Consider the following 13067-nt stretch of genomic DNA (forward strand, 5'->3'; position numbering starts at 1 on the left):
GAGCGCATGCGCAACCGGCTCGACGACATGCTCATGCTGATCGACGAGATCTCATCCAGCACGATTTAACGCTGGCTCCAGTCAGGATGTCGCATCCGATCACAGTCACTATTTGAAGGTAGGGGCGCGGACCACATGAGTCGTCAACCCAGGCGGTGGTTCCTTCCTCCACCTCTGGTCGTACGAGCCCGTAGGGGCGGCCCGTACCGGAGGTGGACGGGGCTGCTTCCAGCCAACCCCGGGGTGGATTACGCGGGGTTGTCCACAGGGCCTTGTCCACACCCCTTGACGCAGACGCTGGGCATTGTCACATTCATCAATGTCAAGTTACGGACGCGTACCGCTACACGGGACGGACGGGTGGCATGACCTCAGCAGTGATGGGCTCAGCAGCGCCTGCCTCGGCGACAAGGGGCGAACTCACCGCGCACCTGCGGGGGTTCAGGGAAGTCCAGCGCCTGGCCTACGAGTGCGCCGAGGCGGTCGCCGCGCAGCTCAAGCCGGGTGTGACCGAGCGGGAGGCGGCTCGGATGCAGCGGCTGTGGCTGCGGGAGCGCGGGGTGCGCGACTGGTTCCACCTGCCGTTCGCCTGGTTCGGGGACCGTACGGCCTTCACCGGCTTCCGCGTACCGCTCCAGTTCTTCCCGACCAACCGGCGGCTGGAGCCGGGGATGCCGTTCATCCTCGACATGGCACCGGTCCACCGGGGCTTCACAGCGGACGTCGGGTACTCCGGATGCCTGGGGCTGAACCCGGTGCACGACAAGCTGCTGGCCGACCTGGAGGCGCACCGGGAGCTGCTCCTCGCCGAGGTCCGCGAGCGACGGCCGCTCAGGGAGATATACGAGAGCGTCGAGCGGCTCATGGTGCGCCAGGGGTACACCAACCGGCACCGCGCGTACCCGTTCGGCGTCATCGCGCACAAGATCGGCCGGGTGAAGGAACGGGCGTGGTCATCCCAGGTGTTCGGCTTCGGCACCCAGGCGTTGAAGGGGCTGGCCTCGGACGCGTTGCACGGGCACCGGGACGGCTGGTCACCGCTGTGGAGCCCGTACAAGTTCTCCGACCATCCGCCGCAGCCGGGCCTGTGGGCGGTGGAGCCGCACCTCGGCTTCCGGGGTACGGGCGCCAAGTTCGAGGAGATCCTGGTGGTCACCGACTCCAGGGACCCCGAGCAGAGCGCGTTCTGGCTGGACGACGACCTGCCGCACGTGCGGCGCTGGGCCGAGGAGAAGGCGGCATGAGCGTGGGAATCGCGGGACTCGAAGGGGCGCGGGAGCGCCGGGTGCGGACCGGTGGAATCGAGCTGTGCGTCGCCGAGCTGGGAGACACCGCGCAGCCGACCGTTCTGCTGGTGCACGGCTACCCGGACAGCAAGGAGGTGTGGACCGAGGTCGCGACACGGCTTGCGGGGCGGTTCCACGTGGTGCTGTACGACGTGCGCGGGCACGGCGAGTCGTCGGCGCCCAAGCCGCTGCGCGGCGGCTTCACATTGGAGAAGCTGACCGACGACTTCCTTGCGGTGGCGGACGCGGTCAGTCCGGACCGGCCGGTGCACCTGGTGGGACACGACTGGGGATCGGTACAGGGCTGGGAGTTCGCGACGGTCCCGCGGACACAGGGACGGCTCGCGTCCTTCACGTCCATGTCGGGGCCCTCACTGGACCACTTCGGGCACTGGATCAAGAAGCGGATGTCCCGGCCCACCCCGCGAAGGGCGGCCCAGCTCCTCGGCCAGGGAGCCAAGTCCTGGTACGTGTACATGCTGCACACCCCGGTCCTGCCCGAGCTGGCCTGGCGCGGGCCGCTCGGCAAGCAGTGGCCGAAGATCTTGCAACGGATGGAGAAGGTGCCGGCCGACGGTTACCCGACACCGTCGCTGCCCCAGGACGCCGCGCACGGCGCCTGGCTCTACCGGGACAACGTACGGGCGAGGCTGCGCAGGCCACGCGCGGATGCCTACGCCCATGTGCCGGTACAGCTGATCACGCCGACCGGCGACCACTTCCTGTCCCAGCACCTCTACGACGACCTCGATGGATGGGCTCCGCAGTTGGTGCGCCGTTCGCTGCCCGCCAAGCACTGGGTGCCGCGCACCCGGCCCGACCGGCTGGCCTCGTGGATCACCGAGTTCGTCACGGCGAACGAGGACAGTGCGGCCGGGGTGGCCCCGCGAGCCTCGGCGGCGTCCGGACAGTACGCCGACCGCTTTGCCGGCCAGCTGGTGCTGGTGACGGGAGCTGCAAGCGGGATCGGCCGGGCGACCGCCTTCGCGTTCGCCGAGGCGGGTGCGCGGATCGTGGCCGTGGACCGGGACGCGGAGGGGGCGCAGCGGACCGCCGAGCTGGCACGGCTGATCGGGGCGCCGGACGCCTGGCCCGAGGTCGTCGACGTCAGTGACGCGCAGGCGATGGAGAAACTGGCGGCCAAGGTCGCCGGCGACTACGGCATCGTGGACGTCCTGGTCAACAACGCCGGGATCGGCATGGCCGGTTCGTTCATGACCACCACACCGGAGGACTGGAAGAGGGTTCTCGACGTCAATCTGTGGGGGGTCATCCACGGCTGCCGCACCTTCGGCAGGCAGATGGCCGAGCGCGGCCAGGGCGGGCACATCGTCAACACCGCTTCGGCAGCCGCCTACCAGCCGTCCAGGGCCCTCCCCGCCTACAGCACCTCGAAGGCCGCGGTGCTGATGCTCAGCGAGTGCCTGCGCGCCGAACTGGCCGGGCAGGGCATCGGCGTCAGCGCCATTTGTCCCGGCCTGGTCAACACCAACATCACCGCCACCTCCCGCTTCACGGGGGTGTCCGAGCAGGAGGAGAAGCGCCGGCAGAAACGCTCGTCGCGGCTGTACGGGCTCCGCAACTACCCCCCGGAGAAGGTCGCCGAGGCCGTCCTGAGGGCGGTGGTGAAGAACCAGGCGGTGGTGCCGGTGACGCCGGAGGCGCGTGGCGTCCGTCTGATGTCCCGCTTCGCTCCGAAGGCTCTCCGGGCACTCGCACGGATGGAGCCGCCGCTGTGAGCAACGGGGAGAGCGAGGCGAGCGGACGGAAGAGCGGGGCGGGCCGCCCGGACGACCCGGCGAGTGGGACTCGGCGCGCGGTGAGTCGTCCGGAGGGCGAGCGGAGCCACCTCATCGCCGCCCCGCCGGGTTTCCTTCGACTGGCGCGGGACGCCGCTGCACTGGATACCGCGAGAACCCGCCGTCACCCACGTGATCAATGTGCTGCACCTGCTACTGCCGGCCGGGGAGCGCTGGTTCGTACGGGTCTTCAAGGAGGCGCTCCCCGTGGTTCATGACCCTTAACTCCTGCGGCCACTCCTAGGGTTCGTGGGGCAGGAGGCCACACACAGTGGGAGCGGCGACACCCCGGTACGTCCGGCGGTCGTACCATCCGTCACAGGGAGGGTCACTGTGCAAGGCCGTCGCGTACCTGGTGTCCTCGCCCGCGGTACGCGCCGCGGCAGGGGCTGCGGGAAGGGCGGCACTGCGGCCCCGATCCCGTGGCAGAACCGTACAGACCCGTGCGAGGGAGGGGAGCAAGCGTGTCCGGTCGACCGGCCGAGGCCGAGTACCGGATCGAGGACCTGGCACACCTCAGCGGTGCCACGGTCCGCACGATCCGCGCCTACCAGGACCGAGGGCTGCTTCCCAAGCCCGAGCGTCGCGGCCGGGCCAATGTGTACGGCGAACCGCACCTGGCCCGGCTGGGGCAGATAGCCGATCTCCTGGAGCGTGGCTACACCCTGGCCAGCATCAAGGAGTTGTTGGAGGCGTGGGACTCGGGCCGCGGGCTGGGCGGGGTGCTCGGTCTGGTCGCTGAGGTGGGCGGCCCCTGGACCGACGAGGAGGCCGGCCGCATCTCACGCAGCGAACTGGACGAGCGGTTCGGCGGGCAGCCCAACGACGACGCGGTGACCGAAGCCATCGAACTGGGAGTACTGGAAAGGATTCCGGGCCGGGAGAACGAGTTCCTGGTGCCTTCACCACAGGAGTTGGCGGTGGCCGCCGAACTGTACGCGGCCGGGGTACCGCTGAAAGCGATCTCGGGCCACTTGTGGGAACTGCGCGGCCAGGTCGAGCACATCGCGGCAAGGTTCCTGGAATTCACCACCGAGCACGTCTTCGCACGGTATCTGGAGCACCGCCCCCCGACGGACGCAGACGCGACGGAGGCTGCTGACCTGGTACGACGGCTCCGTCCGCTGGCGCAGCAGAGCGTGGACGCGGAACTCGCCAGGGCCATGCGGTTGTTCGCGACGCGCCACCTCCAACAGCATCTGGGTGCCGCGCCGGTGGCGGACACAGAGGTGGAACCGGAGCCGGAGCGGGACAGCGCCCGGCCCCCCACTCCCGAGACCGACAGGGGACCACGCAATTCCCTGCCCGCGGTCGAATCGGTCGCACTTCCGGCAGCAACGATCGCCGCCGTTCGGGCGTTGGTTGGGGAAGAGAACGCCGTGGCTTTCATTGTCGCGTCGGCTGAACGGGAGTTGCACGCGCGCGCCTTGGACACTCTCGCCCCAATCCCCCCTACGATCACAAAGGTTGACGAAACCCCTTAATCTGGACGCTAGTTATCCACAGATCCTGCATTTCTCCTGTGGAAAAGGGTTATTGGCTGTGGATGAGTGTGAACTGCCCTGTGCGCACCGGGAATTCGGATGCGGTCGGTGGTCGGTTCCGCGACCCTGTGGGAATGAATGAACACCGCGTCGTGAAGGTGTCGAAATACCTCTCGAAGCACCTGCGACATCAGCCCGAGCGCATCGGGCTCACCCTCGACGACCACGGCTGGGTGGAGATCGGCACGCTCCTTCGGGCCGCCGACGAGCACGGCTTCCGGATCACCCGCGCCGAGCTGGACCACGTCGTCGCCACCAACGACAAGCAGCGGTTCGCGGTACGGGACGACGACCCCGCGCGAGGCCCCCTGATCCGCGCCAGTCAGGGCCACACTGTCGACGTCGATCTGGCACTCCCGCCGGCCGAGCCGCCCGCGTACCTCTTCCACGGAACCCACCCCCGCGCCATGGCGGCGATCCGCGCCGAAGGTCTGCGGCCGATGAACCGGCACGACGTACATCTGTCGGCCGACCAGGAGACCGCCACCCGTGTCGGGGCCCGCCGGGGACGCCCTGTGATCCTGGCCGTCGGTGCCGGCGCGATGCACCGCGCCGGCCATGTCTTCCGGGTCAGCGCCAACGGGGTGTGGCTCACCGCACAGGTTCCGGTGGAGTTCCTGCGCTTCCCGGCCGGCTGAGCGTAGCGACGGCCCGGCCGTGGAAGTCCAGGCCGTGCGAAGCCCAGGCCGCTCGAAAGCCAGGCCGCTCAGAGGCCAGGCGGCCTCCCAATCGGCCGCTCGGGCCGTCAGCCCAACTGCGCGAGTGCCTCGGTCGCGATCTTCTCGAAGACGGCCGGGTCGGTGGCGAAGTCCGAGTCCGGGATCGGGGCATGGATGACGATCTCCGTGATGCCGAGCTCCGCGTGCCTGCCAGCGAAGTCCACGAAGGCGTCGACGGACGCCAGGGGCCGGTTGCGGTCCGGGGTGAAGCCGGTCAGCAGGACCTTGTCCAGTCCGGCCACGTCCCTGCCGATCTCCGCGCACGCCTTGCCCAGCTTGCCGATCTGGCCGCGGATCGCCTCGCGCGACGCCTCGGGCGTTCCCGTCGCAAAGAGCTTCGGGTCCCCCGTGGTCACCCACGCCTGTCCATGGCGGGCCGCCAGCTTCAGGCCGCGCGGGCCGGTGGCCGCCACGGCGAAGGGCAGCCTCGGGCGCTGCACGCACCCCGGGATGTTGCGGGCCTCATTGGCCGCGTAGAAGGTTCCCTCGTACGTCACCGAGTCCTCGGTCAGCAGCCTGTCGAGCAGCGGTACGAACTCGCCGAACCTGTCGGCACGCTCGCGGGGAGTCCACGGTTCCTCGCCACCGCGCAGCAGGGTCGTGGCGTCGAAACCGTTGCCACCTGCGCCGATGCCGAGGGTCAGCCGCCCGCCCGAGATGTCGTCGAGCGAGAGGAGCTCCTTGGCGAGGGTCACGGGGTGCCGGAAGTTGGGCGACGTGACGAGCGTGCCGAGGCGCATCCGCTCGGTGGCCGCGGCGGCCGCAGTCAGCGTGGGCACGGCGCCGAACCACGGGCCGTCCCGGAAGCTGCGCCAGGACAGGTGGTCGTAGGTGTACGCGGCATGGAAACCCAGCCCCTCGGCGCGCAGCCATTCGTCGCGGCCGCCCTCGTGCCAGCGGCGTACAGGAAGGATCACGGTGCTCAGGCGCAGACTCATGCTCCCGAGCTTACGGCGGCCTCTGCCCCGGCCCCATGGGAGTCCGGGCCCGGTCCGCCCGGGCTGCGGAGATCGAATCGCTGGGTCCTCCTGACGAACCGCGACGACCGTCCGGCCCGTGCCACCGGCCACAACACGCGGGGCGGGACCAGGAAGTGAGACACATCGTAGGCGGGGGCACTGACAACCCCCGGGGAGTTCCGTCGGCCCCGGCCGGCCGCGGGCCGTCCGGTTATCGGAACACCTGCCTCCTCAGATGTGCACCCTTTCGCACGTCCGTGCGCTCCATGCGCGAGGATGAAGGGGTGACCTCAGCTACCGACCCTCTCTCCCGCCCGGCCGCCGCCACCGGGACAGCTCCCGGTGCCACCGGCACAGCCCCCTGGGCCGCCGTCGCGCCCCGTCTGATCGCCACGGACCTGGACGGCACGCTCCTGCGCGACGACAAATCCGTCTCCGCGCGCACCGTCGCCGCCCTGGCGGCAGCCGAGGAAGCCGGTATCGAGGTCTTTTTCGTGACCGGCCGCCCGGCCCGCTGGATGGACGTGGTCAGCGCACACGTCCACGGCCACGGCCTGGCGATCTGCGCCAACGGAGCCGCCGTCGTCGACCTGCACGCGGGCGGCGAGCTGATCGGGGTGTACCCCCTGGAGCGCGCCGACGCCCTCTCCACGGTGGCCGCCCTGCGCGCCGCCGCGCCAGGCACCTCGTTCGCGGTGGAGCTGACCAGCGGCATTCACTACGAGCCGGAGTACCCGCCGTTCCAGTTCGACCCGGCCGCGAGCATCGCCACCGCCGAGGAACTGCTGGGCGGCAACGCCCCCGGCAACGGCGACCCCGTGATCAAGCTGCTGGCGCACCACCCCACGCTCACCCCGGACGACTTCCTGGACCTGGCCAGGGCGACCGTCGGCGACTTCGGCTCGGTCACCCGCTCCAGCCCGACCGCCCTCCTGGAGATCAGCGGCCACGGTGTCTCCAAGGCGAGCACCCTGGCGCGCTGCTGCGCCGAGCGGGGCATCGCCCCGGACGAGGTCGTCGCGTTCGGCGACATGCCGAACGACATCGAGATGCTGGCCTGGGCAGGTCGTTCGTACGCCATGGGCAACGCCCACCCCGCCGTCCTGGCCGCCGCCTCCGGGCGTACGGTCGCCAACAACGAGGACGGCGTCGCGGTCGTCATCGAGCGCATCCTCGCCGGGGAGTGACCGGCACACCGCCTTCCGGGTAAGGAGCGCACTCCCGGAGCGCACTCCTTACCGGCACCGGCACCGGCACTTCAGCGATGCCTCCCCCTACCGGCACCGGCTCCGGCACCGGCACCGGCACTTCAGCGATGCCTCGCCTACCGGCGCACGGAACCTCCGGCGTTGCCTCCCCCTCCCGCCCCGGGTTCTACAGCGGTGCCTCCCACACCACCGCCGTCCCGCCACCCCCCTCGCCCAGCCCCGGCCCGTACGAACTGGAGCCGCCCAGCGCCTCCGCCCTGCGGCCCAGGTTCCGCAGCCCGCTGCGCCTGCCGCCCTCCGGGATGCCGACCCCGTCGTCCGCAACGGTGAGCCGGACCGCGCGCTCGCCGTCGGGCAGGCTCACCGTGGCGTCCACGACGACCTCGATCCGCGAGGCGTCCGCGTGCCGGAAGGCGTTCGACAGGGCCTCCCGCAGTGCGGCGATCAGGTTCTTGCCGGTCAGCTCACCGACCAGCGCGTCCACCGGACCGACGAAGTGATGCGCGGGCTTGAAGCCCAGCGGCACCGCTGCCATGTTGATCTCCCGCAGCACCCGGGTGCGCAGTCCTGACGGCGCCTCGGCAGGGCCCTGCTGGAGTGCGAAGATCGCCGTACGGATCTCCTGGATCGTCACATCCAGCTCGTCCACCGCCTTCCCTACGCCGGTCTGCACCTCCGGCACCACCGACCTGCGCTGAGCGCTCTCCAGCATCATCCCCGTCGCGAACAGTCGCTGGATGACGAGATCGTGCAGGTCACGGGCGATCCGGTCACGGTCCTCGTAGACCGCAAGGCGTTCGCGGTCGCGCTGCGACTCGGCCATCATCAGCGCCAGCGCCGCCTGCGAGGCGAACTGCGTGGCCAGTGTCCGCTCGGCCTCGGTGAAGGGCTTCCTGCCGCGCGCCCGCGGGGTGGCGAGCGCCCCCATCACCCGGCCGCCGCTGTGCAGCGGCAGCAGCATGCTCGGCCCGTACTGCCCGGACATGTCCGTGATCATCCGCGGATCGGTGGCGGCATCGTTCACGAACACCGATTCGCCGCCCATCAGCAGGGCCACGACCGGACTCTCCGCCGGAACGATTCTTCCCAGCGACTCCCCGGGCTGGTCCGCGGAGACCGCGGCGATCTCCAGGCCACCTTCCTCGGCGGGCAGCAGCACCATCCCCGCGGCCGCGTCCGCAAGCCGCCGGGCCTGCTCCGCGACCACGGACAGCGCGTCGTCCACGTCACCGCCGGACAACAGCGCGGTGGTCACCGCCACCGACCCGTCGATCCACCGCTCGCGCTGCCGGGCCGCCTCGTACAGCCGGGCGTTGCCGATGGCGATACCGGCCTCGGTGGCCAGCACCCGCAGCATGTGCAGGTCGTAGTCGTTGAACTCCTCACCGCCGTGCTTCTCCGCGAGGTAGAGGTTGCCGAAGATCTTGCCCTGCACCTTGATCGGTACGCCGAGGAAGGTGCGCATCGGCGGGTGGTGTGGCGGGAATCCCTCGAAGCGGGAGTCCGCCGTCAGGTCCGCGAGCCGAACCGGCACCGGGTTGCGGATCAGCGCCCCGAGCAGCCCCTTGTGACCTCCCGGCAGCTGCCCGATGGCGGCCGCCTGCGCCGCGGTCACCCCGTACGTCACGAAGTCGGAAAGCCCGTCGCCCTCGTCGTCCACCACCCCGATGGCCGCGTACCGTGCGCCGGCCAGCTCCGCGGCGGTCTCGCAGATCCGGTCCAGGGTGGAATGCAGCTCCAGGCCGGTACCCACCGAGCGCATGGCCTCCAGCAGCTGCGGCACGCGCGCGGTGAGCTCGGTCGACAAGCCCTGGAGGCTGCGGGTGGCCTCGGTCGCGGCGTCGAAGGAGTCGTGGGGGACCGGGTCCTGCTGCGCTGACATGCTCTTGAGCCTAGTAAGTCCTATTTGAAGGGGAAAGTCGACCAGTGGATGTTTGCCCCCTTTGCGCTTCCTACGCCACCGGCTCCGCAGCCCTCTCGCGCTCCAGCATCCGCCGCAACGGCCCGTCCTCCACGGCCAGCGACGCGAACGTCCCGCGCTGCACGGCCCGTCCCTCGTCCAGCACGACCACTTCGTCCACGGCCTCCAGCCCCTGAAGCCGGTGGGTGATCAGCACTGTCGTGCGCCCTTCGGTGGCGGCGAGGAGATCGGCCGTCAGCGCGTCCGCGGTCGCCAGGTCGAGGTGCTCGGCCGGCTCGTCCAGGACCAGTACGGGGAAGCCGGCCAGCAACGCCCTGGCCAGGGCGAGCCGCTGGCGCTGCCCGCCGGACAGCCGTGCCCCGTGCTCGCCGACGAGGGTGTCCAGCCCGTCCGGCAGTGCCTCCACCCACTGGCGCAGCCGGGCCCGCCCGAGCGCGTCCAGCAGCTGGGTATCGTCCGCGTCGGGCCTGGCCAGTCTGAGGTTCTCTCGCACCGAGCTGTCGAAGAGGTGCGCGTCCTGGGCACACAGCCCGACGATCTCGCGTACGTCGTCCCCGTCGAGCGAGTCGGCGGCCACCCCGCCGATCGTGTAGGTCCCCGACCCCGCGTCCAGGAACCGCAGCAGCACCTGGGCCAGGGTGGTCTTGCCTGCCCCGCTCACCCCGACGACGGCAACCCTCTTGCCCGCCTCCAGAGTCAGGTCGAACCCGGTGAGGGCATCCCGCCGCTGTCCCGGATAGCTCGCGGACAGCCCGCGTACCTCCAGCGGGAAGAGCACCTCAGGCACCTGCCCCGGCGTCTCCAGCTCCCGTACGGGAACGGGCGCGTCCAGTACTTCGTACACCCGCTCCGCACCGCGCCGCACCCGCTGCCGGTACTGCACCGCCAGCGGCAGCCCGGTCACCGCTTCGAACGCGGCCAACGGCGTCAGCACGACCACCGCCAGCTGCACCCCTGCGAGCCGGCCGTCGGCCACCGCCTGGGCCCCCGCCCAGGCGGCCCCGACCACGGTCAGCCCGCACACCAGCGCCGACAGCCCGCCGCCGAGCGCGGTCGCCGACGCAGCCCGCGAGGCGATCCGGGTGAGCGTCCCGTCCGCCTCCCGTACGGCAGCGAGACGACGCCGGAGCGCCCCCGCCACCGTCAACTCGCCGACGCCACCGAGCAGATCGGCCACCCGTACCGCCAGCGCACCACGTGCCGGAGCCAGCTGCCGCTCCGCCCGCCGCGCCACGCCCCCGCTCACCAGGGGTACCACCACCCCGGCCAGCAGCAGTCCCACCGCCAGCACGGCCCCGGCCTCGGGCAGCATCCAGCCCGTGAAGGCAACGGCGGCGACGCCCACCACGACGGCGGCGCCCACCGGCAGCGCCCACCGCAGCCAGTAGTCCTGCCACGCGTCCACATCGGCAACCAGCCGGGACAGCAGGTCCCCCCGCCGGGTCTCGCGCAGTCCGGCGGGCGCGATCCGCTCCAGCCGCCGGTAGACGGCGACGCGCATGTCAGCCAGCATCCGCAGCACCGCGTCGTGCGACACGACCCGCTCCGCATAGCGGAAGACGGCCCGCCCGATCCCGAACGCCCTGGTCGCGGTGACCGCCATCATCAAATAGAGCACGGGCGGCTGCTCCGAAGCCCGGGAGATCAGCCACCCGGACACCGCCATGAGCCCCACGGCCGAGCCCAGTGCGAGGCTGCCGAGCAACAGCGCCAGCCCGAGTCGCCCTCGTTGCTTGCCCGCGTCCCGCCGCACCCGGCGCAGCACTCCGCCGCGTGTTTCACGTGAAACACCGTCGGCCCGCGCCGTGCCGGCCAGTGCACCGTCACCCAACGCCCTGTCGGCCGGCACTCCGTCAGCCAGAGGCCCGTCCAGCCGTACCCGGTCAGCCGCCGACTCGGACGCCCGCATTCCTGCCGTCCGCTCCACCGCACCACGCGAGGGCGTCACCGCGCCGGAGATTGCCGCGTCCTCGCCGAGGCGCACCACCCGGTCCGCCACCGCCAGCAGCGCCGGCCTGTGCACCACCAGGACGACGGTCCGCCCCACCGCCAGCCGGCGGACGGCCTCCACGATCCCCGCCTCGGTCCCGCCGTCCAGCGAGGCCGTCGGCTCGTCGAGCAGCAGCACCGGCCGGTCGGCCAGGAACGCCCGTGCCAGCGCGAGCCGTTGCCGCTGCCCTGCGGAGATCCCGGCCCCGTCCTCCCCGAGCAGGGTCTCCGTTCCCTGCGGCAGCGCCGCCACGAAGTCGTACGCTCCGGCACCCCGCAGCGCTTCCACCACGTCGGCGTCATCGGCCTCGGGCCGCGCCAGCCGCACGTTGTCCGCGACCGATCCGGCGAACAGATGCGGTCGCTGCGGTACCCACGCCACGCGCTCCCGCCACTTCTCCAGGGACACGGACGCCAGGTCGGTGCCCCCGACCAGCACCCGCCCCTCGGCCGGCGGTACGAACCCGAGCAGGACGTTCAGCAGCGTCGACTTCCCGACACCGCTCGGCCCGACCAGGGCGACCGTCTCCCCCTCGGCGACCTCCAGCGTGGCCGCCTCCAACGAGGCAGCGCTGCGGCCTTCGTGCCGTACGGTCACGCCTTCCACCCGCAGCGCCACGGAGTCCGGGACCTCACCCGAACCACCCTCGGGCAGGGCGGTCTCCAGCACCGCGAAGATCTCCTCGGCAGCCGACAACCCCTCGGCCGCCGCGTGGTACTGCGCTCCCACCTGCCGCAGCGGCAGATACGCCTCGGGGGCCAGGATCAGGATGACCAGCCCGGTGTACAGGTCCAGTTCGCCGTGCACCAGCCGCATACCGATGGTGACGGCGACCAGCGCCACCGACAGCGTCGCCAGCAGTTCCAGGGCGAACGACGACAGGAAGGCGATCCGCAGCGTCTTCATGGTGGCGCGCCGGTACTCGGCCGTGATGGTCCGGATCGACTCCGCCTGCGCCTTGGCCCGGCCGAACACCTTGAGCGTCGGCAGTCCGGCGACCACGTCGAGGAAGTGCCCGGAGAGCCGCGACAGCAGCTTCCACTGGCGGTCCATCCGGGCCTGGGTGGCCCATCCGATGAGGATCATGAAGAGCGGGATCAGCGGCAGGGTCACCACGATGATCGCCGCGGACACCCAGTCCTCGGTCACGATTCGGGCGAGCACCGCCACCGGGACGACGACCGCGAGTCCCAGCTGCGGCAGATAGCGCGAGAAGTAGTCGTCCAGCGCGTCCACACCCCGGGTGGCCAGGGCGATCAGCGAGCCGGCCCGCTGCCCGCCGAGCCAGCCGGGCCCCAGGCCCGCAGCCCGTTCCAGCAGCCGCCCCCGCAACTCGGACTTGACCGCCGCGCTCGCCCGGTGGGCGGCCAGTTCGGTCAGCCAGGCCACCAGGGCCCGGCCGGCCGCGACCGCCGCCAGCAGGAGGAGCGGCGTCCGCAGCCCGCCGGCGTCCGCCCCGTCCTGGAAGGCCCCGACCACCACCTCGGCGATGAGCATCGCCTGGGCGACGACCAGGCCCGCCCCGGCGAGACCGAGGGCCACCACCGCTGCCAGGAAGAAGCGGGTGGCACGGGCGTACCGGAGCAGACGCGGGTCGATCGGTTTCACGTGAAACATCCCCACTGCAGGACGGTCAGGGCC

8 protein-coding genes and 1 pseudogene are annotated in these 13067 nt (G+C 71.2%); 6 read left to right on the top strand and 3 right to left on the bottom strand.

All coding sequences use genetic code 11. From position 1 onward, the window contains the following. Window positions 1–365: 365 nt before the first annotated feature. From ACFWVV_RS08505 to ACFWVV_RS08525, 5 genes and pseudogenes are all read left to right on the top strand, one after another. Complete coding sequence (locus ACFWVV_RS08505; protein ID WP_384342972.1) at window positions 366–1244, top strand: M24 family metallopeptidase; 879 nt, start codon at window positions 366–368, stop codon at window positions 1242–1244. Continuing rightward, window positions 1241–3025 (top strand): SDR family oxidoreductase, encoded by a 1785-nt coding sequence (locus tag ACFWVV_RS08510; RefSeq protein WP_384342970.1) that lies wholly within the window; start codon window positions 1241–1243, stop codon window positions 3023–3025. Before ACFWVV_RS08505 ends, ACFWVV_RS08510 begins: the two co-directional genes overlap by 4 nt. A gap of 156 nt (window positions 3026–3181) precedes the next feature. Further along, window positions 3182–3307, top strand: a pseudogene (locus tag ACFWVV_RS08515) (metal-dependent hydrolase); the annotation flags it as partial. 242 nt (window positions 3308–3549) lie between these two features. Then, on the top strand, window positions 3550–4569 hold the full coding sequence (locus ACFWVV_RS08520) for a MerR family transcriptional regulator (RefSeq protein ID WP_384342968.1): 1020 nt from the start codon (window positions 3550–3552) through the stop codon (window positions 4567–4569). 134 nt (window positions 4570–4703) lie between these two features. Continuing rightward, window positions 4704–5267, top strand: a complete 564-nt coding sequence (locus ACFWVV_RS08525) for an RNA 2'-phosphotransferase (RefSeq protein WP_384342966.1) — start codon at window positions 4704–4706, stop codon at window positions 5265–5267. 107 nt (window positions 5268–5374) lie between these two features. Here the strand turns inward: ACFWVV_RS08525 and ACFWVV_RS08530 are convergent, their stop codons facing one another. Further along, window positions 5375–6286 (bottom strand): LLM class flavin-dependent oxidoreductase, encoded by a 912-nt coding sequence (locus tag ACFWVV_RS08530; RefSeq protein WP_384342964.1) that lies wholly within the window; start codon window positions 6284–6286, stop codon window positions 5375–5377. A 305-nt stretch (window positions 6287–6591) separates the two neighbouring features. On the opposite strand from ACFWVV_RS08530, the gene ACFWVV_RS08535 reads away from it, so the two are divergent. After that, entirely contained in the window at window positions 6592–7494 is a 903-nt protein-coding gene (locus ACFWVV_RS08535) for an HAD family hydrolase (protein WP_384342962.1), read from the top strand. Between the two features lie 187 nt (window positions 7495–7681). On the opposite strand, the gene ACFWVV_RS08540 is transcribed toward ACFWVV_RS08535, so the two are convergent. Then, window positions 7682–9397, bottom strand: a complete 1716-nt coding sequence (locus ACFWVV_RS08540; RefSeq protein ID WP_384342960.1) for a GAF domain-containing sensor histidine kinase — start codon at window positions 9395–9397, stop codon at window positions 7682–7684. 70 nt (window positions 9398–9467) lie between these two features. Continuing rightward, entirely contained in the window at window positions 9468–13034 is a 3567-nt protein-coding gene (gene cydD, locus ACFWVV_RS08545) for a thiol reductant ABC exporter subunit CydD (protein ID WP_384342958.1), read from the bottom strand. Between the last annotated feature and the right edge of the window lie 33 nt (window positions 13035–13067).

Origin of the sequence: Streptomyces sp. NPDC058663, assembly GCF_042716745.1 — a bacterium.
Lineage (GTDB): Bacteria > Actinomycetota > Actinomycetes > Streptomycetales > Streptomycetaceae > Streptomyces.